At 54.8% G+C, this 20,401-nt stretch carries 17 protein-coding genes; 4 read left to right on the top strand and 13 right to left on the bottom strand.

Annotated elements, in window-relative coordinates; all coding sequences use genetic code 11:
- Positions 1-261: 261 nt before the first annotated feature.
- On the top strand, positions 262-1,629 hold the full coding sequence (ltrA, locus tag AAC086_RS08470; protein ID WP_339777647.1) for a group II intron reverse transcriptase/maturase: 1,368 nt from the start codon (positions 262-264) through the stop codon (positions 1,627-1,629).
- Between the two features lie 109 nt (positions 1,630-1,738).
- On the opposite strand, the gene AAC086_RS08465 is transcribed toward ltrA, so the two are convergent.
- Together AAC086_RS08465 and AAC086_RS08460 are read right to left on the bottom strand one after the other, a co-directional pair.
- Complete coding sequence (locus AAC086_RS08465) at positions 1,739-3,406, bottom strand: thiamine pyrophosphate-binding protein (RefSeq protein ID WP_339777616.1); 1,668 nt, start codon at positions 3,404-3,406, stop codon at positions 1,739-1,741.
- A 121-nt stretch (positions 3,407-3,527) separates the two neighbouring features.
- A complete protein-coding gene (locus AAC086_RS08460) occupies positions 3,528-4,292 on the bottom strand; it encodes a FadR/GntR family transcriptional regulator (protein ID WP_339777613.1) in 765 nt (254 codons plus the stop codon).
- 223 nt (positions 4,293-4,515) lie between these two features.
- On the opposite strand from AAC086_RS08460, the gene AAC086_RS08455 reads away from it, so the two are divergent.
- On the top strand, positions 4,516-4,842 hold the full coding sequence (locus AAC086_RS08455) for an NIPSNAP family protein (RefSeq protein ID WP_339777611.1): 327 nt from the start codon (positions 4,516-4,518) through the stop codon (positions 4,840-4,842).
- Positions 4,843-4,996: 154 nt separating this feature from the next.
- Here the strand turns inward: AAC086_RS08455 and AAC086_RS08450 are convergent, their stop codons facing one another.
- From AAC086_RS08450 to kdgD, 5 genes are all read right to left on the bottom strand, one after another.
- Positions 4,997-5,941 carry an AEC family transporter gene (locus AAC086_RS08450; RefSeq protein ID WP_339777608.1) on the bottom strand — a complete coding sequence of 315 codons (945 nt, stop codon included), beginning with the start codon at positions 5,939-5,941 and terminating at the stop codon, positions 4,997-4,999.
- Between the two features lie 145 nt (positions 5,942-6,086).
- Positions 6,087-7,604 carry a tripartite tricarboxylate transporter permease gene (locus AAC086_RS08445; protein WP_339777605.1) on the bottom strand — a complete coding sequence of 506 codons (1,518 nt, stop codon included), beginning with the start codon at positions 7,602-7,604 and terminating at the stop codon, positions 6,087-6,089.
- Positions 7,604-8,095, bottom strand: a complete 492-nt coding sequence (locus AAC086_RS08440) for a tripartite tricarboxylate transporter TctB family protein (RefSeq protein WP_339777604.1) — start codon at positions 8,093-8,095, stop codon at positions 7,604-7,606. The genes AAC086_RS08445 and AAC086_RS08440 overlap by 1 nt, the downstream gene beginning before the upstream one ends.
- Positions 8,096-8,177: 82 nt before the next feature.
- Positions 8,178-9,161: a tripartite tricarboxylate transporter substrate binding protein gene (locus AAC086_RS08435; RefSeq protein WP_339777602.1), complete on the bottom strand. Its 984-nt coding sequence runs from the start codon at positions 9,159-9,161 to the stop codon at positions 8,178-8,180.
- 201 nt (positions 9,162-9,362) lie between these two features.
- Positions 9,363-10,271: a 5-dehydro-4-deoxyglucarate dehydratase gene (kdgD, locus tag AAC086_RS08430; RefSeq protein ID WP_339777599.1), complete on the bottom strand. Its 909-nt coding sequence runs from the start codon at positions 10,269-10,271 to the stop codon at positions 9,363-9,365.
- Between the two features lie 442 nt (positions 10,272-10,713).
- On the opposite strand from kdgD, the gene AAC086_RS08425 reads away from it, so the two are divergent.
- A complete protein-coding gene (locus AAC086_RS08425; RefSeq protein ID WP_339777596.1) occupies positions 10,714-11,592 on the top strand; it encodes a hypothetical protein in 879 nt (292 codons plus the stop codon).
- A 264-nt stretch (positions 11,593-11,856) separates the two neighbouring features.
- A complete protein-coding gene (locus AAC086_RS08420) occupies positions 11,857-12,636 on the top strand; it encodes a metallophosphoesterase family protein (protein ID WP_339777595.1) in 780 nt (259 codons plus the stop codon).
- Positions 12,637-12,749: 113 nt separating this feature from the next.
- Here AAC086_RS08420 and AAC086_RS08415 read toward each other — a convergent pair whose 3' ends face one another.
- The 6 genes from AAC086_RS08415 to AAC086_RS08390 all read right to left on the bottom strand — a co-directional run bounded on the left by AAC086_RS08415 (position 12,750) and on the right by AAC086_RS08390 (position 20,354).
- Complete coding sequence (locus AAC086_RS08415; protein WP_339777593.1) at positions 12,750-13,247, bottom strand: polysaccharide biosynthesis/export family protein; 498 nt, start codon at positions 13,245-13,247, stop codon at positions 12,750-12,752.
- A 124-nt stretch (positions 13,248-13,371) separates the two neighbouring features.
- Positions 13,372-14,628, bottom strand: a complete 1,257-nt coding sequence (locus AAC086_RS08410; RefSeq protein ID WP_339777590.1) for an outer membrane beta-barrel protein — start codon at positions 14,626-14,628, stop codon at positions 13,372-13,374.
- A 69-nt stretch (positions 14,629-14,697) separates the two neighbouring features.
- Complete coding sequence (locus AAC086_RS08405) at positions 14,698-15,654, bottom strand: hypothetical protein (RefSeq protein WP_339777587.1); 957 nt, start codon at positions 15,652-15,654, stop codon at positions 14,698-14,700.
- A gap of 683 nt (positions 15,655-16,337) precedes the next feature.
- Positions 16,338-17,285 (bottom strand): hypothetical protein, encoded by a 948-nt coding sequence (locus AAC086_RS08400; protein WP_339777584.1) that lies wholly within the window; start codon positions 17,283-17,285, stop codon positions 16,338-16,340.
- A gap of 76 nt (positions 17,286-17,361) precedes the next feature.
- Complete coding sequence (locus AAC086_RS08395; protein ID WP_339777581.1) at positions 17,362-18,054, bottom strand: hypothetical protein; 693 nt, start codon at positions 18,052-18,054, stop codon at positions 17,362-17,364.
- Between the two features lie 2 nt (positions 18,055-18,056).
- Entirely contained in the window at positions 18,057-20,354 is a 2,298-nt protein-coding gene (locus AAC086_RS08390; RefSeq protein WP_339777578.1) for a polysaccharide biosynthesis tyrosine autokinase, read from the bottom strand.
- Between the last annotated feature and the right edge of the window lie 47 nt (positions 20,355-20,401).

Genomic DNA, 20,401 nt, shown 5'->3' with positions numbered 1-20,401 from the left:
GATACAGACCATCGCATCCAGAGGAATAAAACCTCAAACCCGACAGACTGCTAGGGCGAGCGGGCAAAGAACCGTGAAGCTCTTGTGACCAAGGGGAAGCGTCGTAGATCCGGCGGTCGTGCAGTGAAGGAATGCGTTCTTACCTGGGGAGATCTCGCCTTATGCCTGAAAGGGCGACGGCGTCGAGCCGGAGCGAGAAGTCAGCAGAGGCCGTAGTAGTCGCAAGACGAAGGGCCGAACGAAGAGGAGTGTTTGATCGCCATGACGATGCGATGCGCACCGCGTCAGATGCCTGCGCGAGCAGGGCGGCCCCGCGTAGGGCGAGGTGAAGCCTCGTCTGATCGGGACAGCGACGAAGCGCGTCACCCGCGTCACGGGACGGTAAACACAGGGCCGGGGCTGCTTGAGGCAGTTCTGGCGCGCGAGAACCTGCAAGCGGCATGGAAGCGGGTGAAGGCCAACAAGGGCGCGGCAGGCGTTGACGGTCTTTCGATTGAAGAGACCGCGGTCCATCTGCGCAACGCGTGGCCGCTCATCCGCGATCAAGTGCTTGCGGGGAGGTACCGGCCCCGACCGGTACGACGGGTGACGATCCCGAAACCGGATGGAGGGGAGCGCGAGCTTGGCATCCCGACGGTGACGGATCGTCTGATCCAGCAAGCCCTGCTCCAGGTGTTGCAACCGCTGCTTGATCCCACCTTCAGCAAACACAGCTATGGCTTCCGTCCGGGCCGCAGCGCACATGGGGCCGTCCTTGCGGCGCAATCCTGTGTGCAATCGGGTCGGCGGATCGTGGTCGATGTTGATCTGGAAAAGTTCTTCGACCGGGTCAACCATGACATCCTGATCGACCGCGTTGAGAAACGGATAGGGGATGCCGGAGTGATCCGGCTGATCCGCGCTTATCTGAACAGCGGCATCATGGACCATGGCGTGGTGCAGGAACGGGCAATGGGGACGCCGCAAGGCGGTCCATTGTCTCCGCTTCTGGCCAATGTGATGCTCGATGAAGTGGACAAGGCGCTGGAACGCCGGGGGCACTGCTTCGTACGTTATGCGGATGACTGCAACATCTATGTTCGCAGCCGCAGAGCGGGCGGGCGGGTCATGGCGTTGCTGCGGCGGCTTTATGGCAGGCTCAGGCTCAAGGTCAACGAGACCAGGAGCGCGGTCGCCAGCGTCTTTGGCCGCAAGTTCCTGGGCTACAGCTTTTGGGTAGCTCCGGGCGGCGTGATCAAGCGCAAGGTCGCCGACAAACCCATGGCGGCGGTCAAGCGACGTATCCGGCAACTGACCCGCCGTTCGGGCGGGCGCAGCATGGTGCAAGTCGTGGATCGGCTGCGTTCCTGTGTTCTGGGATGGAAGGGCTACTACCGGCTGGCGCAAACACCACGGGTCTTTAAAGGTCTGGAGGAATGGATGCGTCACCGGGTAAGGGCAATCCAGCTCAAGCACTGGAAACGTGGCAAGACCATCTATCGGGAGCTGTGCAGGCTCGGAGCCAATACCGGGACCGCACGGCAAGTGGCGGCCAATAGCCGTCGCTGGTGGCGCAACAGCGCCATGCTGCTCAACAGCGTCCTCTCCCTGAAATGGATGGACACGCTGGGAATACCCCGTCTCGCCTGACCTCAACTCTTCGAACCGCCCGGTGCGGACCCGCTTGCCGGGTGGTGTGGCAGGGGCGCGATCCTTCTGGATCGCCCCCTATGCCGATTTTCTGAAAATGCAGTCAGTATCAATTACCGCTGCGTATCTCATCCAGCGTCTTTACCGGTGTTAACGCCTGCGGGTCCACCTGGACCTCGATAATCGCGGGTTTGTTGGCCGCCATTGCACGTTCCAGGGCGGGGCCGAAATCTTCGGTTTTGGTCACGGTTTCGCCGTGGCCGCCAAAGACGCGGGCGTAACCGGCGAAATCGGGATTGTGCAGTTCGGTACCTGACACACGGGCCGGATAATTGCGTTCCTGGTGCATGCGAATGGTGCCAAACATGCCGTTATTCACCACCACCACAATGATATTGGCACCATATTGAACGGCAGTGGCAAATTCCTGCCCGTGCATTAAAAAGCAGCCATCACCGGCCAGGCAAACCACCGGGCGCTCCGGGTGGTGCAGTTTGGCCGATACCGATGCCGGCAGGCCATAGCCCATCGAACCCGATGTTGGCGCAAGCTCGGTGCGATAGGTTTCATAACGATAAAACCGGTGCAAAAACGCGGCATAATTGCCAGCCCCATTGGTCAGAATGGCATTATCAGGCAGAGTGTCGCGCAGATGGCCAATCACATGGGCCATTTTCACATCGCCTGGCGTATCGAGCGGGGTTGAGAACGCCAGATAGGCGTCATGGGCCTGTTTGATCTGCTCTGCACGTGCGCTGCCATCCACCGGGTTCATATCGGCTATGGCACGAATGAACGAACGCTGCGAGGCATTAATGGCGATGTCGGGGCGGTAAACGCGGCCTAGTTCGTCCGGCCCCGGGTAAACATGGATCAGACGCTGTTTGGGGCAGGGAATGTCAAGCAGGCTATAGCCACTGCTGGTCATCTCCCCCATGCGTGAGCCGACAAGGATCACGAGATCGGAATCGCGGATAAATGCCGCCAGCTTGGGATTAATGCCAATGCCGACATCGCCAATAAAATTGGGGTGGCTGTTGGGCATATAATCCTGACAGCGAAACGAGGTGGCAATGGCAACATTGTTGGCTGTTGCAAAGCGGATCAAATCCTGGCTGGTCCGGGCAGTCCAGCCGCCGCCACCCACAATCATGACCGGCTGGCGGGCATTTTCCAGCTCCGTCCGGAAAACGGTCACGTCTTCGGCGGCCGTGCGGGCCTCAATTTCGACATAGGGTTTGCCGTCGGCAACCACGGCACTGGATGACAGCATATCCTCGGGCAGGGCCAGCACAACCGGGCCGGGGCGGCCCGATGTGGCAATGTGATAGGCGTGGCTGATATATTCGGGAATGCGTTCGATGCTGTCGATCTGGGCAACCCATTTGCACAGCGGTTCGAACATCTTGCGATAATCGACTTCCTGAAATGCTTCGCGGTCCACCATGTCGCGGCCGATCTGGCCGACCAGCAGGATCATCGGGGTTGAATCCTGATGGGCAACATGGACACCGGCCGATGCATTGGTCGCACCGGGGCCGCGCGTTACCATGCAAATGCCGGGTTTTCCGGTGAGTTTGCCATAGGCCTCGGCCATGATGGCAGCACCGCCTTCCTGGCGGCAAATAACCGGGGTGATTTCCGGGTGGTCGACCATGCCATCGAGCACGGCAAGAAAGCTTTCACCGGGCACAAGAAAGGCGCGTTCGCAGCCATGAATTTCCAGCTGGTCGACAAGAATGCGCCCGCCGTGGCGCAGACCGGGTGTTGGGGACATGTTCTTCCTCTTTGGTGGCTTGGTGGTGGCGCGTTATAGGCATTTTGTTTTTTCACCCTGAATATCACCATGCCCGATTAGCAAGGTAAAGGGCTGATCGTTGTGAAAGGCTTCGCAATGACTATCTTGTAATGTCGGCAATATCGGCTCGTTCCATCAGCCGCCCGGCGGCATTTTCAAAATGCTGGCGCACGGCCCCTTCGGCGGCGGTTCGGTCCTGTGCCCGGATCGCTTCATAGACCTTTTTATGTTCGCCCATCACACCTTGCCCCCCTTCGGCAATCATCACGTTTTTGATCGCAACCGTGCGCAAATTGGCATCAATCCGGCCATCAAGCATGGTGAGGAAATCGTAAAAATAACTGTTGCCGCTGGCCTTGGCGATGGCCCGGTAAAAACGGCGTTCGGCATCATAACGATGTTCGGCGGTTTCAAAGTCTGTCTGCCCCGTGATTGCCGCCTGCTCCATCAATTGAAGCTGTTGATAGATCAGGGTCAGGTCCTGCTCGCTGCGGGCCTCGGCGGCAAGGGCCGCGGCCCCGGCTTCGTTGCTGGTGCGCAATTGCAGGATCTGGATCAGTTCCTTGCGTTTGGCAAAGCAATCGGCACTGATGCGAAAAACGCTGCGCGCCCCCGGGTCCGAGACAAAAGCCCCCACCCCCTGTTTGGACTGGATCATACCATCGCTTTTTAACTGCGATACGGCTTCGCGCACCACGGTTCGCGCAACCCCATAATTGAACGCAAGTTCCTGTTCGGTTGGCAATTTGTCGCCGGGTTGCAAAATGCCGTCGCTGATCTGCCCGGTCAGCTTGGCGGCAATTTCGTCGGGCAATCGCCGGGGACGGACAATTTTTTCGTAGCGGTTTGGTTCTGATTTTTGCATCGGGTTTCCTGGTATTCTTTTTTAAGACGCACGTGATAACGGCTTCAACCGGCGCGCGACTGGCAGCGTCAATTTGTTGCATAAGGGTGTTGCTGTGTCAGCATTAAATAATGTTGTCTGACAATAATACTTATTGTAGGAAGGGAGGATCAAGGGAGGGTGCTTTTCATAATTGTTTGGCAAAAGCATTCCATGTGACATCGCATTCAGGGAATAAACCATCATGCTTTACGACGTTCGCACATATACCTGCTATCCTGGTACGCTTAAAAAGCAGCTTGCCCTGTATGGCGCGTTTGGCTTTCCGGTGCAAAGCCGCCATTTGGGCCAGCCTCATGCCTATATGGTAACCGAAACCGGCCCGGTAAATTCCTATGTTCATATCTGGGCCTATGACAGTGCGGCGGACCGTGACGAAAAGCGCAAATCGCTTCAGGCCGATCCGGAATGGCAGGCTTATTTGAAAAAAAGTGCCGAAGCCGGCCATCTGGTGAACCAGGAAAATAAATTGATGACCCCGGCCCCGTTCTGGACGCCGCCTGCGCGTTAAAGGAAATATGCTTTAAAACCAGCCATTTATCGGATGCTCATGATTTAAGCCTTCATGCCTTTATTCGGGCATGGGGGCTTTATTACAGGGCTTTGGTATCGTCGATTATGCGCGAGCGTTAGTGCAAAAACATTGCGGTGATCAACGCGGCGGGTTATTCGCCAGGCAAAATCAGCAAAATTGCCAGCAAAGGAATCACCACAATCGACATCAGGGTTGCGACCAGCATGGTGGTGGCGGTGCGTTCGCGCGCGGTGTCATAGGAGGCCGCCATCAGAACCGCGTTAACCCCGGGCGGCAATGCAGCAATCATGATCGCGGGCCCGATAATTTTGGCAGGCATGTGCAAAGCCAGCCCGATTGTGAAAACCAGGGCTGGCAGCAGGCATACCTTGGCAGTTGCCCCAATGATGCTGGTGGTCATATTGCCGCGCAGTTTTTGGCCATAAATTCCCGCTCCGATCAGCATCAGGGCAATGGGCGGCATTGCCTGTTTTAGCATGGCGAAGAACGTATTGACGACAACCGGCATTCTGATGTCGAACGAGGCCACCATAATGGCGCATAAAATGGCGATGATGATGGGGTTACAGATCTGGGCGCGCAGCGTATTGGCCAGAACCGCACCGGGGTTGCCGGTTTTGTTGCGGCTCCATTCCATCAACAAAATGGTCGGGGTCAGCAGGCTTAGTGCGTGAATACATAAAATGGTTGCAAGAACCAGAAGCCCGTCATGGCCATAGAGAATATCGATGATCGGAATCCCCAGCATGCCGATATTGGAAAAAATCGCACCAAAGGTCAGGACAATGCCTTCGGCACGGTTGTTTTTTTGCCATCGCGTCAGCACGATAAAGACAATCAGGGCCGCGACAATAACCGCCCCGTAATAACAGATCCAAATATTGAGATTAAAAAGTTCAGATACCCGGTTGGCCGAAATGGTTTGAAATAGGGTCGCCGGGATCAGGGCCCAGAAAGTCATTTTTGTGAGGCCCTGAATGGCGGAAGCCCCGATCAATCCGCGCCACGCCAGGACAAAACCGGCCCCGACCAGCAGAAAAATCGGCCCTAACTGGTCAATCAGCAGCGAAATCATGCCCTGTACCCTTGGATCTGTCCGGCAAGGCTGTGGATCCAGAATTACCGGTCGTGTCTGAGAAAAAAGATGGTCCCTGACGGGGTGAGACATCAGGGACGCATATTTACGAGAAGCGCACTATATTCGTTACCGGTATACAGTATCAGGTTTTTTTGGCGTTGGGTGGGGTGCGAATGACCATGAAGTAGAAAAACACCGCCGTTAAGGCCAGGAAAAACAGGCTGTCGGGGCTGGTGATGAAGGTTAGCGGGTTGCCATCATTAAGCGAAAGAGAGCGTCGCAAATACTGTTCCAGATCCGGGCCGAGGATAAAGCCCAAAAGCAAGGTGACGGTCGGGTATTTTTGCTGGCGCAGGAAAAAGGCCAGCACGCCAAATACCAGTGCCAGCATCATCTGGAAGGGGGAATAGGTGGCAACGTAACTGCCAACCAGAGCCACAACGGCGATGCAGGAATAAAGCACGGCCTTGCGGATCGAGACGATTTTAACGAAATACGGCCCCAGCAAATAAAGCGTGAGCGGGATCAGGATCAAGGCACTGACCAGAAGGGAGGCAAACATCGGTGCGATCAGATCGATTTGGGTATCGAGCAAGCGCGGGCCGGGTTGCAGACCGTTAATGATCAGAACGCCTAAAACAATGGCCGTGGTTGGATCACCAGGGATACCAAACATCAGCATTGGCACAAATGCCCCGCCGCACATGGAATTGTTGGCGGTTTCGGCCGCGGCAATGCCTTCGCGCGATCCCTTGCCATACAGGTCGGGGTTTTTCGACTTGCGCATGGCTTCGGCATAGGACACAAACGCCGCCATCGAGCCACCAGCCCCAGGCAAAACGCCAATAAAATAGCCGATGATGGCGCTTTTTAAATAGGTCCAGACGCCGATCTCGCGAATTTCCGCCATGGTCGGGAAAAAGTCGCGGCGGCGAATGGGGGGAATGTCGATGATTTTTTTATCAACGGTCAGGGCATTCCGGTTTTCGCAGGCCTGAAACAGAATTTCGCTGATCGCAAAGGTGCCAATGATCAGCGGCATCATGTCGATGCCTTCAACCAGCACTTCGGTGCCAAAGTTAAACCGCGCTATTGGTTGCATCACATCGATGCCAATGGTGGCAATCATGATGCCCAAAAGGGTGGCGACAAAGCCCTTGGCAATGGCGTTACGCTGCGAAATGACGATGACGATCAGGGCAAACAGGATCAGCGAAAACTTGCCCGGTGTCTGAATCAGCAGTGCCAGCTTGGCGGCAACCGGTGTCAGGCAGATCAGCAAAAGTGCGCCAATGACCCCGCCAATCATCGACCCCAGGGCCGCATGGCCCAGGGCATTGGCCCCTTCGCCCTTTTTCATCAGGGCATATCCCTCGATCGACGTCATCATCGAGGATGGCGCGCCGGGAATATTGATGGTGGTGGCGGTGATGGAACCGGCATACATGCCCGACATGAAAATAGATGCACACATGACAAGCGCGGGCACAACATCAAGGCTGTAGGTAATGGGAAGCAGCAGGGCAATGGCCAGAACCGATGTCAGGCCGGGAACAGCGCCAAAGAAGGTGCCGATTAAAAAGCCGATAATCATATAGCCCAGAACGGTGGGGTCGGCCAGAGCGGCAAAACCGCCGAGAATGTGAAGGGTAAAGTCCATTAGAACATCCCCCGGAAGTCGGTATCAAATAACGGCAGCCGGACCTGAAAAATAACCGCGAACAGAGCATAGAAAACAGCGGTAATGGCGGCGGTGTAAACAAGGCGTTTGATATGGCCGGTATCTTCCAGCCCGAAGATATAAAGCAGCGCATACACATATAGAAATGTCGAAACCGGATATCCCAGCGGCTTGAAGGCGAGAATATAAATCGCTGTGACGACAACCACCTTGATCGGGGCGGCGAGGTCGGGTTTCGCGGGTTTGGCTGTGTCCGTGTCCGTGTCGTTTCGTATGCCGAGAACGATAAATGCCAGGGCCACATACATCAGGATGGATGCCACAACGGGCACAAAGGACGGGCCGACCAGTCCTTCGTCAAACTGGGCGGTAATTTGCAGGGCGGTGGCAAGATAAATGCTGGTGATTACAAACAGCACGAAAGGCAGGATAAGGCGTCTGTCCCAGCCGCCCGATGAACCGGACTTCATTTGGTCGTCTCCGTTTCGACAAGGGTCGTCAAAATGGGGAATGGCGGCCTGCGTGGCCGCCATTCTTTGGGTTGGAAAGGCATTATTTCTTGATCACGCCCTGATCAACAAGGGTCTGCATCTGTTTGAACAGGGTCGCCTGGGTGTCTTTGGCCCATTTGGTGACATCGGCAGTGCCCAGCCAGTTCGGGGCAACGCCAACCTTGGCAACCCAGGTCTGAAAATCGTCGCTCTCAAGAGCGGTTTTATAGGCAGCCTCGATTTTGGCGATAACGTCATCGGGGGTTTTTGCCGGTGCAGCCAGCACGATGAAGCTGCCCATCTGAAGGTCGATGCCTTCTTCCCTGGTGGTCGGCACGTCTTTATAGGTCGGGTTGCGGCTGTCGGAAAATTCGACCAGGCCTTTGACATCGCCCGATTCAATCAGCGATGAAAAATCGCCAAGGCTGGTGGCGGCAACCTGGACTTCTTTTGACAGAATGGCTTCTTTTTGCGGGGCGGCCCCGCCGGGATAGGCAATCAGTTTGAAGTCGGTGCCGGTCAGTTTTTCAAACTGCAACATCGCAAGATGCAGGCGCGACCCGGTATTCTGGATGGCAACCTTGATTTGGCCCGGGTTTTCCCTGGCAGCTTTGATCAGGTCGGCAACCGATTTATACGGTGCGTCAGCCGCAATGATCAGGGCATCCGGTTCGCTGGTGACGCGCGCAATCAGTTTCAGCTTGTCGAGCTTGTAGGTCGGCAGCAACCCTTGCCAGGGAACGGTAACAACCGAATCATAGGTCAGTGCGCCCAGGGTATAACCGTCCGGCCGGGCTTTCATGACTTCGAGAATACCGGTCGCGCTGACACCGCCTTCGATGTTTTCTGCATAGATCGATTTGCCAAGTTCTTTTTCGGCAATGGTGCCGAGCTTGCGGACGATCCCGTCGGTGCCGCCGCCTGCGCCCCAGGGAATAATCATACGAATATCTTTATTGGGATAATCAGCGGCAAATGAGGCCGTTGAAAAGGCAGTGGCAGCCAGAACGCCGATTGCGGCGATTTTAAACAAACGATTGATCATCGTTCCCTCCTTGATGGGTCTGTTTTCAGACATGGACCCGGGATGTTGCTTTTGTCATTCATGGGATGTGCCATGGGACCGGGAAATTGGGGGCAGAAAATGCCAAACTGGCCATCTGCCCCAAACTCATCTTATCTATGCTTGTCAGACAACATAATATTTCGCAAGTCCAATATCATGTTTTCCGTTTCTTTCGCCAAATCAGCTGTGTTTGGCGATCAGGTCTTGCAGCATTTTGTATTCATCGGGGCGCAGGTCAGATAACGGGGCGCGAACCGGGCCTGGGTCACGGCCAATGGCTTTAAGGCCCGCCTTGACGATGGAAACGGCATAACCGCGTTTTGCCCCGAGGTCGCGAATGGCAACATAAGGGTAAAAGAAGTTTTTCAGCAGGGATTTGACGGTTGCGTCATCATCGCTGGTGACGGCGGCATAGAATTTTTGCGCCAGTTCCGGCATGAAGTTAAACACGGCCGATGAATAGGTCGTCATGCCAATGGCCTGATAGCCCTGGGCATAGACTTCGGCGGTGGGCATGCCGCCAATATAGGTCAAGCGGTCGCCCATTTTGTTGCAAACGCGGGCAACCAGGTCGATATCGCCCGCGCCATCCTTGAAACCAATCAGGTTCGGGCAAGCGTCGCACAGTTTTGCCAGGGTGTCCGGGGTGACAATGCTGTTGTCACGGTTATAGACGATGACGCCGATTTCAACCGCATCGCAGACGGCACGAATATGGTTAAACAGCCCTTCCTGGTCGCCACCAACCAGATAATGGGGCAGCAGCAAAATGCCGTCGGCTCCGGCATCCTGTGCCGCACGTGCCAGTTTCGGGGCGATGCCAGCCCCATAACCGCAGCCAGACAGGATCGGCGTGGTGCCTGCTTCGGCCTTGGCCGCGCGGACGACATCCACCACTTCGTCGGGCGAGAGCGAGAAAAACTCGCCCGTTCCGCCTGCGGCAAACAGGGCGGCAGCCCCAAAACCGGACTGCCACGCTATCTGTTCGCGGTAGCGGCCTTCGTTGAAGCTGTAATCATCGTTGAAAACGGTGGTCGGGAAGGAGAGCAGGCCCGAGGCCAGTGCCTTTTTCAGATTATTTGGGGTCATGGTCATTTCTCTTTGAGGGTGTCGCGTGCGCGTTCGCAGCGGAGGCTGGGACGCACCCTAAAATAGGTATCATGTATCGTCAATAACATATTATGAATTTAAGCGTGGTAATGTAATTATATGTTTGAGTGGCTTAAAGCAGGGCATTTTTCGCCCGTTATGTCTATGCTTCCGCCGAAAAACCGCGAAATCGCCGGGTTTCTTTGGGTTGTTTGATAACTTATATGATGAATATAGGGGGCTATGCCCGTCGCCCAAAAGCCGCCGCGCTTTAAAGACACAAAAAGCAACCGCCATGATTTGATGAAATTTAAATTTGTGACTGGATTCAATGGCATCAGATTCATAGGATGCTACTTCACAATATACGCGGTCCCGGTGGGGCGGGGTCATCGCATTCAATGTTTGGGTGTGACAGGTAGTCTTGTAAAAGCGGGTTTGAATGAAAAAGCTGTTAATTGGTGTTGTCGTTCTGGGGCTGGTTGCCGGGGGCGGGTGGTTATACTGGAACCAGCAAAAAGCTGCGCAACTGAAAATGGCTGATCGCTTTCATCCGTCGCCAGCACAGCTTTATTCGGGCATTGTCGGTCAGGTGACACCGGTTTTTGACCTGCACGGATATAAAATTGCCATGCTGGTCCCTGGCGACCGCATTGAAGGCGATGGCTGGGTTTTTCGTGGAACCGCACGCAGTGGTAATTTGTCGCCAGCCTATTATGGCCAGGTTGACTATGTGTGTTCTGTCTCGCAAAAGACATCTGACCAGTGCTGGAAGTTAAGCCAGCTTGTGGTGGATGGCCGGGCACTTGCAATTTCGGCGGCAGATCAGATGGTTGATGGTGTGCCGGTGGATACTGAAAAGGCGATTGAAACCCGCGAATCCGAGGCGCTGGGCATGAATAACGCCCTTGATACCCAAAATGGCAGTGCAGCCGATACCGCGACGTTGGATGCACCCACCCAGGGAGAGGGCAGTACCGCGCAAAGTGACACTGCCGATATAACGGGTGCACCTGATACAGCGGCCACGCCGGTGACGCCCGGTTCATCGGAAACGCGCGTGAACGCCAAAGTCCCTGTCGTACCCGGTGGGTCTGAGGCTGCGGCTGCGGGTTCGGCCGATGTCTGGCGGACAACGTCGGGGAATGTGAATGCCCGCATGGGGCCTGGTACCGATTTTGAGATTGCCTTTGCCATGCCAGAAACAACGCCATTGCGTTTGTTGGAACAGAAAAATGGTTGGGGCCGGTTTGCCTATGCCGGGCCGGATGGCAAAACCTATCGTGTCTGGATCTATATGACGCTGGTGGCAAAGAATTAAACGGCGGGGCAACTTTGGGGACGGATTTTACGGTATGCGCCGCCGTCCCGTTGCCTCGTAAGTCTTAAAGGCGGGGTATCTGCGAGAACCGGATCGGGGCGAAATGCCGGTTTGCGTGGCAAAACATACAGGGTTGCGTGACATTGTCCGTGGTGTGTTTTGGGGGTTCTGATGTAACGGCGCGGGTTCTTCGCGGCGGTTTTGATCGCATAATGACGGATGGTTCCCCGGACATTTTGTTTGGGGAAGATAAAAGGGTAATTCATGTTTGGCTGGTTCGGCAAAAAAAGCAGGCCGACGCAATCGGTAAAAAAACAGCAGGTATCGCTCGATGACGCGGCGGTGCCTGCGGATGTTGTGGTTTATGCCATTGGCGATATTCACGGGCGTGCCGATTTGCTTGAGAAAAAGCTCGCAAAAATTGATGCGGACCCGATTGCGCCGTCGCAAAGCAAAACAATTGTCTATCTGGGCGACCTGGTTGACCGGGGTTTGAAAAGCAAACACGTCATTGATCTGATTTTGGCACATGAAAATCAGGGGATCGAACAGATCTGGCTGATGGGAAATCACGAGGAATTTATGCTGCGCTTCCTTGATGACCCGGAAAACAGTCTGGAATGGCTTGGTTTTGGCGGGGCAGAAACGCTGTTAAGCTATAATGTGTCGGTGGCAGCCGGGGCCTTTAACGGGAAAAAAGCAATTAAGGCGTCGGAGAATTTGCAAGCCGCATTGGCGAAAGCCGGGCATGAAGATTTTATCGCCCGGTTTCGCGACAGTTTTGAGCTGGGCGATTATCTTTTTGTTCATGCCGGTATCGATCCTGAAAAGCCTATTGCCGGGCAGGGGCCAGAGATTTTACGCTGGATTCGTGAACCGTTTTTAAGCCATGCAGCGCCGTTGGCCAAAGTTGTTGTGCATGGACATACGGTGGGTGAGGAGCCGGTGGTGCGCAATAATCGGATCGGGCTGGATACCGGGGCCTATTATTCCAATACCTTGACCTGCCTGCGGTTGGAAAAGACCAATTATCGGTTTTTGTAGGCTGCGCTGGCCGGGAGTTTCGGTGACGGGTTTTGATCAGCACGGTTTCGTGAAAATAGAAAAAGACCGGCGATATACCGGTCTTTTGGGGCTGATTACGTGCGGGAGCAGATTTAAAAGAAGCGTTCTTCGACGCGAACAATATCACCGGGTAAGACAATTGTTTCCGGTGTGGCCTTTTCGGGTTGTCGGCTTTCATCGCCGCCCCGAATGATCAGAATATCGTCTTTATCGGCGCGGTAGGTAAAGCCGCCACCCAGCGCCACGGCGTTTAGAACGCTCATGCCATTTACATAGGGGTAGCTGCCGGGTTCCTTGACTTCGCCCAGAATGTAGAACGGGCGGTAATTCATCACCTCAACGTTGACTTTGGGATCAACTAGATACCCGTCTTTCAGCTTGGACTCGATGTCCGTGCCAAGTGTGCTGAGGGTTTTACCGCTGGCGTTAACCGTGCCGATCAGCGGCAGGGACAACTGGCCTTCGCCCGATACCTCGAATTCACCCGATAAGTCGGGTTCACCAAATACCGTAATTCGCACTTTGTCGCCTGAGCCCAGCGTGTAAACCGGTTGCGCCGCATATGCCGAACCAACGGTATAAAACGACATGATCAAGACGAAGAGGAAGCCACATAATTTACGCATAACCAACCTGTCTAATAGAAATCCCTTCGGGGGAACCCGAAGGGATCATAACATCTACAGAGCGAATGAGAAATGGTATCCCAACCAATTAGAACTGGCCGCCAACCTTCACCATAATCACGTTCTGATCATATTCATTGACAGCATTGTCCGAGTCGCGGGTTTCGTGGCTCAGCTTGATGCCGCCAAAGAAATTGCGATTCAGTTTGTAATCCGCGCCAATGGAATAGGTGTATTTGTCATCTTCGCGCGAAATACCCTGATAGTCAGAGTTATAATATTTCGCATCGGCATTCAGGATCAGGTTGCGCATCAGTTCGTGATCAACGCCAACGCCCAAGGCTGTGCCGATGGTCGATGACGCGCCGGTCGTGGTGGTTTCATTGATCGTCCGCGATGCGATTGCACGCAGGGTTGTCAGTTCGGTGATGTTCCAGCGAACACGGGCATCGGCCGAGTAACCATCAACATCATCCAGCGTCGGATCGTCGTAGCTCTGTTCCATCCAGCCAACACCAAGGTCGGCACGGATCAAGCGGTCAAGATCAATGGCGATACCGGCTTGAACATTATAACCGTTTGAGTCGCGGTTGACACCGCCATCATCAACCCGTGAATCGTAATTACGATCATTGAGTGAGCTTTTGATGAAGGCTTCATAACCGTTCTGGATTTCATAACCAAAGCGCACTTCGCCTTTGGTTTCGGTCCGGTCACGGTCATCATTGTTATCGGTGCCGCCGCCGATGGTGGCGTTGTCGTCGTAATTGTAGTCATCGACTGTGCCGGTCAGACCAACGCTGAAGCGGTTCGGTTTGTAGGTGCCGCCAAGAACACCCGTCATTTTGTCATATTCGACCGGTTCTTTGGCATCGGTTGCAACGTCATCACCGCCGCGATCTTCATGCAGGCGCTGCAGGCGCGCATCACCGGAGATTTTCAAGGCTTCGGTGGCATCGGCACGACCGGTCGCACGCAGATTATAATCGGTATAATCATTGTCGCTGGTGTCGCCATAAATGCCAAATTCGGACGATGCTTCAAACTGCAGGAAGTGACGGTTCCAGTTCGACCGCAACTGCAAACCCGGTGCAATCTTGGTGATGTAATCGTCTTTTTCGTTGGTGTTCGATTTGTAAATATTGTCGTTATATTCTTCGCTCACTTCGGCCTTCGGATAAAGGCGGAACGACCCAACGGTAATGCCTTTTGGCTCGTACCCTTCCGGGGTCCGTTCGGTCACGGCTTTGTCCGGATTTACCTGTTCCTGCGCCGATGCCGCAAACGTCACCGCCAACGCACTGACTGCTACGGATGCCAGCAGTCCCCCTTTAAGAAATTTCACGTCGTATCCCCTTATAAACTTCTTACGTTCAATACTTGCAGCACAGCTAAATCAGCCTTGTTTGCGAGGTTAAGTCGGGCTGCCTTTATTTTGATCTTCACTCTCGGTTTGATTTTCGATGGCAACATCGTCATCTCCTCCAGTGTCACCGGCATCTCCACCAGTTTGCTGGTTGGCATCGGCGGTTTCAATGCTGGTATCGGCCTGCTCATTGGCAGTGCCTGCTGCTTCCGCATCATTTTGTGCGGTTTGTACGGTTGCTGTTGACTGGTTCACAATTGAGTTAATCAACTGACCGTTCGCCGCACCGGCAGCCTGGGTCGCAACGTTTGCAGGAAATATGTTTGTTGCACTTGAAACAGCCCGAACAACGGCAATTTGGTCGACACCCGCGCTTCTGGCCGATACTGCGGCGATGAGTCCCGGCGTGGCGGTTGATCCGCTTGCGGCGGCCTGAACGGCAACCGAGCTGGCGATCTGGCTGGCGGCTTGGGGGTTTGCCCGCGAAACAGAAGCGGCAATTGTAAGGGCGCTATTGGGGGATGCCTTGGTCGCGGCGGCGGCAATGGCAGCAGGCGAGGTTGTGCTTGCCGTACCGGTTGCGGTGGCGGAATTTTGTGACGCCGTTGTCACGGAAACAGCGATTTGCGCTGCTGCTGTCGGAACAGCTGTGACGACCGAGGTTGTAACAGCTTCGGCAGATGCCGGAACAGCCGTGACGACCGATGCCGCAATCACGCTGGCAGAATCAGGTGCGGCGCTGGCGGCGGCACTGGCGACCTGGGCGGCAGCGGCCGGGTTGGCTTTGGCGGCGGCGGCGGCAATGGTGGCCGCTGCACCCGGGTTGGCGGCAACCAGTGTTCTTACCGCTGCGGCAAGGGCTTCTGGCGTTGCGCTGGCGGCATTAAGCGTTGCGGTCATTGACGGCGTAATACCGGCAGACTGTGCCGCAGCAATACCGCATGCGCCAAAGAGAATGCCGCCCGTCAATGCCGTGACGGTGGCAAGTTTGCTCATCATTTTCATGGTCTAGCGACTCCCTTAGTACGCATTGATATCCCCAAGGCACAATAAAGCACAAATCTGTGCCTTTTAATCTTAATCCGTAAGTATAAACCTATGGGAGACAATCCTTGTAGGCAAATGATATTACACGCTTCGCGCGATTTCTTGTCATATCGGGAATGTACTGTTGCTATTTTATCACAAAAATTGAATAGACCGTGTCTGTTTGCTCGATATGAGGATAGGGCAGCGTACCTCCAATGGACAAGGCGGACTAGGGAATCCATTGTTCTGGAATCGAAAGTAACTGTTTGGAAATCGTCAAATTACAATGAATGACAGGCATGAGAGCCGGTTTGACGGTATTGTAAAAGTGTGTTCCTGGGCGATAATCGTGCGCAAGACGGTCTGGAAAATGAACCGGATCTGCAATTATAAATTGATATCCGCACCGCAAAGGGCGCACCGCGCGGCCTTGTAACCCGCGAAAAAGGTGCATTTCATTTGCTGAAATGCCCCGTAATTTGGGAACGAATTGCGCATTTTACCCGTTTTCGTCACGGCGCAAAGCAAGGTAGATGAGTGGATCTGCCCTGCTTTGCGCAATATGCTTTGCATTACATCCGCCATTTTCAGGCGGCGGATTGGCAAATGTGCCGGTCAGGTGTGACGCCAATATCTGTCACATTTTTACATCAGAATTTTCAGAACTGGTTTGGTTGGTTCGGGCTTGCGTCATCTTGATCTGCGCTGGTGTTATCAACATTGTCATCCTCGGTCACCGTGCCCACCGGGGGATTGTTGCTCTGTGCGTCATTATTGTTCGCCTCAGCCTGAGGGGCTTCAAAGCTGTCGGCGTTATTGGCGTAACCTGAATAGGAATCGACGTTTGAGGATACCTGACTGGTGGCGCTTGTGGCCCTGTTGACCGAGTCGGTGGCTTTGCTGATTTCCAAGTCGCTGTTCAGGGTTGCCGCGGGCGTATTTGTTGCGGTTGCAACGGCCTGGAAGATTGTTGTATCCGGCGATATGGAGCCGATGGCCTTGGATGCTGCAAGTGCAATTGCGGTTGGGGTGGTGACAACGTTACCGGTATTGGTCCCTTGTGCGGTAACGGCAACGCTGCTGGCCACGGCGCTGGCAGATGACGGATTTACCTTTACGACAGCGCTGGTGATATTAAGGGCCTGGGTGGGGGCGGCCCTGGTTGCTGCTGCGGCAATGGCCGCTGCTTGCGCCGGGTTGGCATTGGTCGATTTGGTAAGGGATGCTGCAATGTAGGCGGCGCTGGCCGGTTTTTGCTTGCTCAGGATTTCGGTTATGGCGGCGGCACTGTTTGGCGCATTTTTTACAACCACCATGCCGACAACAACAAAGGCGTCGGGGACGGCACCTGTTACAGCCTGCGTGATTTGTTCGGCAGCAGCAGGATTAGCCTTGGTGGCAAGGGCGGCAATGGTCGCCGCAGCCTGCGGGTTGGACTGGCTTAGTTCACGAACAACGCTGGCCAGAGCCGCAGGGTCAATCGCCGCACTCGTAATCTGGGCTTGCTGGGCGGCTGTAATGTCACCGGAATACTGACTTTGGTCCGCCGGGGTGGCGATGGCTGGATTGTTGTTAATCGCGCTCCGGGGAGGTGTCGGGTCGCTCACCGTTATGAAAGGAAGGGAAAATGGAGGAGCGGTTCCACAATTATCTGGAATGCCCCTAAGGGGTGAGGTTCTATGTTTATTTTTGGGTGTTGATATCTTTAATAAATCGCGAAAACCGGTTGGGCGGGGCGGTTACCATCGCGCCAACTGTGATACGAATTGTGGTCGGGTTCTGTTTGGCCAGCTTTATCAGGTCGTGATGTTCCAGCGTATCAATCCAGCGGATTTTTTCTTCGATATCGTGCTGTTCGCCTGGCGAGAGTTGCGGCCACAGGTCAATGGCATAGCTGATCTGGTTGATCGCAAGATTACGTTCATAGGGACCGGTTAAGAGCGACATCCGTAAAGACTCGACCGCAGTGCCATCGGTAGCCCCACCGACCATCAGCCGGGTAAAGGTCAGGCGTGCCCAGGTAAAGGTGTCCATCGGCGAAAGGGTCAGGGCGTTGGTAAAGGCCTGGTCCGCTGCCAGATAATGGTCTTTTTTAGCCTGGGCGGTTGTTGCACGTTTGGCGCGCGCCATGTCGATATAAGCCAGGCGCGTCCAGGCTTGTGACGTGGGAACCCAGTCAATCGCGCGCCGTGTGGTGGCGTCAAGTTCGTCCAGGGTGGCTTCGGTGGTGTTGGGATTGTTGATATAGCCGTATCGCTGGCTTGACAGGGCCAGAAGCATCGACGCCATGGTATGCGGAACGGCGAGAACAAGAAGACCTGTTCCCGCCAGCAAGCCGATAATCGCAGGTAACCTGCGCTTTGAGATAAAGCGCATGATTAACCTTTGGCGTAATAGTCTTTGTAACGGCCATAATAATAGCCGTAATCGCCATAGCCATATTTGGCGTGTTTTTTGATATTCACCTGGGTCAGGACAGCCCCGGCAAGGTCAATACCGGCTTCGGCTGTTTCTTTCAGGCCCGCTTTGACCAGGCCGCGCGGTGTGCTGTCCCATTTCACCACATAGAGCATTTTGTCGGCCATCAGGCCGATGACCTTGGAATCGGAAACAGCCAGAATGGGCGGCGCATCAAGCACGATAAAGTCGAAATGTTCGCGCAGCGCCGTCAGGGTGCGTTGCATGTGGCTTGACGACAAAAGGTCAAGCGCGTTGGCCTGGGTGACTTTGGCGGGCAGCAGATAAAGCCCGGTTTCTTCATCTCTTTTTATCGCCTGTTCGACGGTGCATTCATCGGCCAGCAATTCAACCAGACTTTGGGTGTTGTCCACGCCAAAGGTTTTGTGAACCGTGGGGCGGCGCAAGTCGCAATCGACCAGCAAGGTGCGTTGACCGGAATTTGACGCAACCTGTGCCAGCCACGCGGCCAGGGTTGATTTGCCTTCGGAGGGTACGGTCGAGGTAATGCCGACAATGCGCGGTGGATTATCGACATTCGACAGCATCAGCGACGTTCGCAGGCTGCGAACGGACTCGGTTGTGGCCGATCCTGGCTTGTGGGTGGGAAACCGGCCGACATCGGTTTTGCCGAGCAGGTTACCGGTTAAAAGCGGGATCATGCCAATACCGGGCACGCCGGCAAGCTGTTCAAGCTGTTCGGTGCTGCGAAAGCTGTTATCAAGCTGTTCAAGCACAAAGACCAGCACGACGCCGAGGAAAATTGACCCGACGAGGGCAACGGCAATAATCAGCTGTTTTTTCGGGGCTGAAGGGTCCACCGGGACTTCGGCGCGCGAAATGATACGGGCATCGGCCTGTTGTAAATCTTCCTGACTGTTGGTTTCCTTAAACCGGTTCAGGAAGTTTTCATAAAGCAGGCGGTTGGCGTTGGCTTCGCGTTCCAGTTCGCGCAGGCGAATTTCGGCCTGGTTCTGGGTGTTGTTTTTGCTTTCAAGGCCATTCAGGCTTTGTTGCAGGGTGCTGACCCGGGCCTGGGATACGCCCACTTCGTTTTTCAGGCTTTGGGCAATTTTGCGCACTTCGCGTTCGATGGATACGCGCAGGTCTGCCAGTTCGGCCCGGGCCTTGATCATGGCAGGGTGGCGGCTGCCATAGCGCGATTCAAGCTCGGAAACCCGACGCAGAAGCTCGGCTTCCTGATCGCGCAGGCGCTGGATCAAAGGCGAGTTTAGAACTTCGGCGGCAGAGGACAGGTCAGCCGAATTGCCCAGCAGGCTTTGCACCTGGTTCAGGCGTGCCTGGGCTTCGGCCCGGCTGGCCTGGGCCAGGATCAGTTGGGAACTGAGTTCGGAAATTTGCTGTTCCGTCATTTTCGATCCCTGACCCACCTTGTCGGAGATCGACTGGCTATAGGTCTGAACCGCAGCCTCGGAGGCTTGCACCTTGTCACGCAGTGAGGCAAGGCGATCGTTTAGCCATGACGTGGCGCGCCGTGTGGCCTCGAATTTTGCTTCAAGCTGATCGACGATATATTGATCGGCAATGGTATTGGCAATCAGGGAAGCCTTGCGCGCATTGGTCGAGGTAAAGCTAATCGCGATAACCTGGGAACGGCCAACAATGCTGACCTCCATATGCTCTTTAACAGTGTTGATCACGCGATTGGTGCGTTCTTCGGCCTGTTCGGTCTCGCTGACAATGACAGCTGGCGTTTTTAAACCGATTGAAATCAGAAAATCGTCGCCGACATAGGTTTCGGGTTTCAGCAGAGTTTTATACCAGGGGACCGCGCGCAGTTCGGCATTAAACTCCGGATCTTTTTCCAGGTTAAGGTCGGTGACAACACGGCGGATCAGCGAGCTTGACTTGATGACTTCCACTTCGCTGAGCAGGGCACCCATTTCCGAGGAAACGCCGCTCATCACACTTTCGATATCGACAACCTGGTTTTTACGGCCATCGATGATGACGTTGCTGGTGGCGGTAAAGCGTGGCGCGATCTGAAAAACAATCAGGGTGACAAGAACGGTAAGCAAAACAACCACCGAAAAGATCATGCTTTTGCGCCGCCACAGGGTGCGCAGCAATTCCTGCAGGTCGATTTCGTCGTTGTCGTTTCCATGTGCGATGCGATCAGTCAGCGATTTTAATCGCGACCGTTTTTCTTCCGCCTGCATGTGTGCAGTTGCGGTTGATGGCGTGGTGGAGTTGCTCAAACTGGCCCCCGGTTTAAATCCCTTTGTTACCGGATTGTCCCAAACCC

This window comes from uncultured Thalassospira sp. (genome assembly GCF_963976115.1).
Taxonomy (GTDB): Bacteria; Pseudomonadota; Alphaproteobacteria; order Rhodospirillales; family Thalassospiraceae; genus Thalassospira.
Note: the sequence above shows the minus strand (reverse complement) of the source record. Positions and strands in the feature narration are given on the sequence as shown.